Genomic DNA, 1,256 nt, shown 5'->3' on the forward strand with positions numbered 1-1,256 from the left:
ACTTTAAGATATTCTATCGGGTATCAAGTCATGGCTAAATAATCAACTAGCAATTCGGGTATATATATAGAAATAGGTATATAATAAAATACATTGATAGGGAATGAAAACTAAACTATTGATAATAGTTAACCCGAATTGCTAGTTAATTTCATTGGAAAATAAATAAGTCGTGCTATCCTAATCTTAAAGCACTAAGCATTAGAAAGCTCACGACTTATATGACTTATAATAGCACACTTCCAAAAGTTTTTGTTTATTTACTGACAACCATTGAGACGCTTTATCAAACGAGGGTTTCCCTTGAGGTTCAAAACCGAAAAAACGTCCATCTCGCAACATCAGATTGCTTAGTTATCGCTTGTTACCTCTGGGGCGTACTGCATTTTAGTGAAACGCTTAAAGCTAAGCACCAATTGGCTCAAAGTTTATTTCCTAATTTCCTAGAATATTCTCGCTTTGTCCGCCGTTGTAATGCCCTCTTACCGAGTATCCAAGTCATTCGCCAAGCACTCGTCTTTAAAGAGGTTGAAGGAATTAGTGTATCCATTATTGACAGCTTCCCCCTTCCTTTGTGTCAGCCTATTCGTAATTTCAGAAGCAAAGTTCTTGGAGATTATGCCAATGTTGGCTACAATTCTACAAAGGGACAGTACTTCTATGGATGTAAATGTCATGCTTTAGTCAGTGAATCAGGCTATGTCATAGACTACACAATTACTCCTGCTTCAATGGCTGATAGTTCAATGACCGAGGAAGTGTTGAGTCAATTTGGGACACCAACAGTCCTTGGAGATATGGGATATCTAGGTCAGTCACTGCATGAAAGGCTGGAATTAGAAGGAATTGATCTAATTACACCTGTCAGGAAGAACATGAAGCAAAAGAAAATCCTTTTCCCTAATTTTTCAAAACGTAGAAAAGTGATTGAGCGAGTTTTTTCTTTTTTGACAAATCTAGGAGCTGAGCGTTGTAAAAGTCATTCGCCTCAAGGTTTTCAATTGAAATTAGAGATGATACTTTTAGCGTATTCTTTACTGTTAAAATCAGCTAAATCACTGGAACCAGAGACTTTAAGATATTCTATCGGGTATCAAGTCATGGCTAAATAATCAACTAGCAATTCGGGTTTATAAGTAGTTATTAAGAATAAAAGTTACTGACGGAGTATTTGTCAGTAACTTTTTGTATTATTAAGATTGATTAAAGGTAAATTCTTTGAAATAGATAAGAAAATTAAGTATAATTTAATTATG

1 protein-coding gene is annotated in these 1,256 nt (G+C 35.1%); it reads left to right on the forward strand.

The annotated features are described in order from the left end of the window. Window positions 1-221: 221 nt before the first annotated feature. Window positions 222-1,112, forward strand: a complete 891-nt coding sequence (locus AB0C76_RS41415) for an IS982 family transposase (protein WP_359975980.1) — start codon at window positions 222-224, stop codon at window positions 1,110-1,112. The last annotated feature ends 144 nt before the right edge of the window (window positions 1,113-1,256 follow it).

It is taken from the genome of Kitasatospora sp. NPDC048722 (assembly GCF_040650235.1).
In the GTDB taxonomy this organism is placed as follows: Bacteria; Actinomycetota; Actinomycetes; order Streptomycetales; family Streptomycetaceae; genus Kitasatospora.

Coding starts and splice junctions, on each gene's coding strand:
- AB0C76_RS41415 (WP_359975980.1), top strand. CDS start 222: ATGACTTATAATAGCACACTTCCAAAAGTTTTTGTTTATTTACTGACA.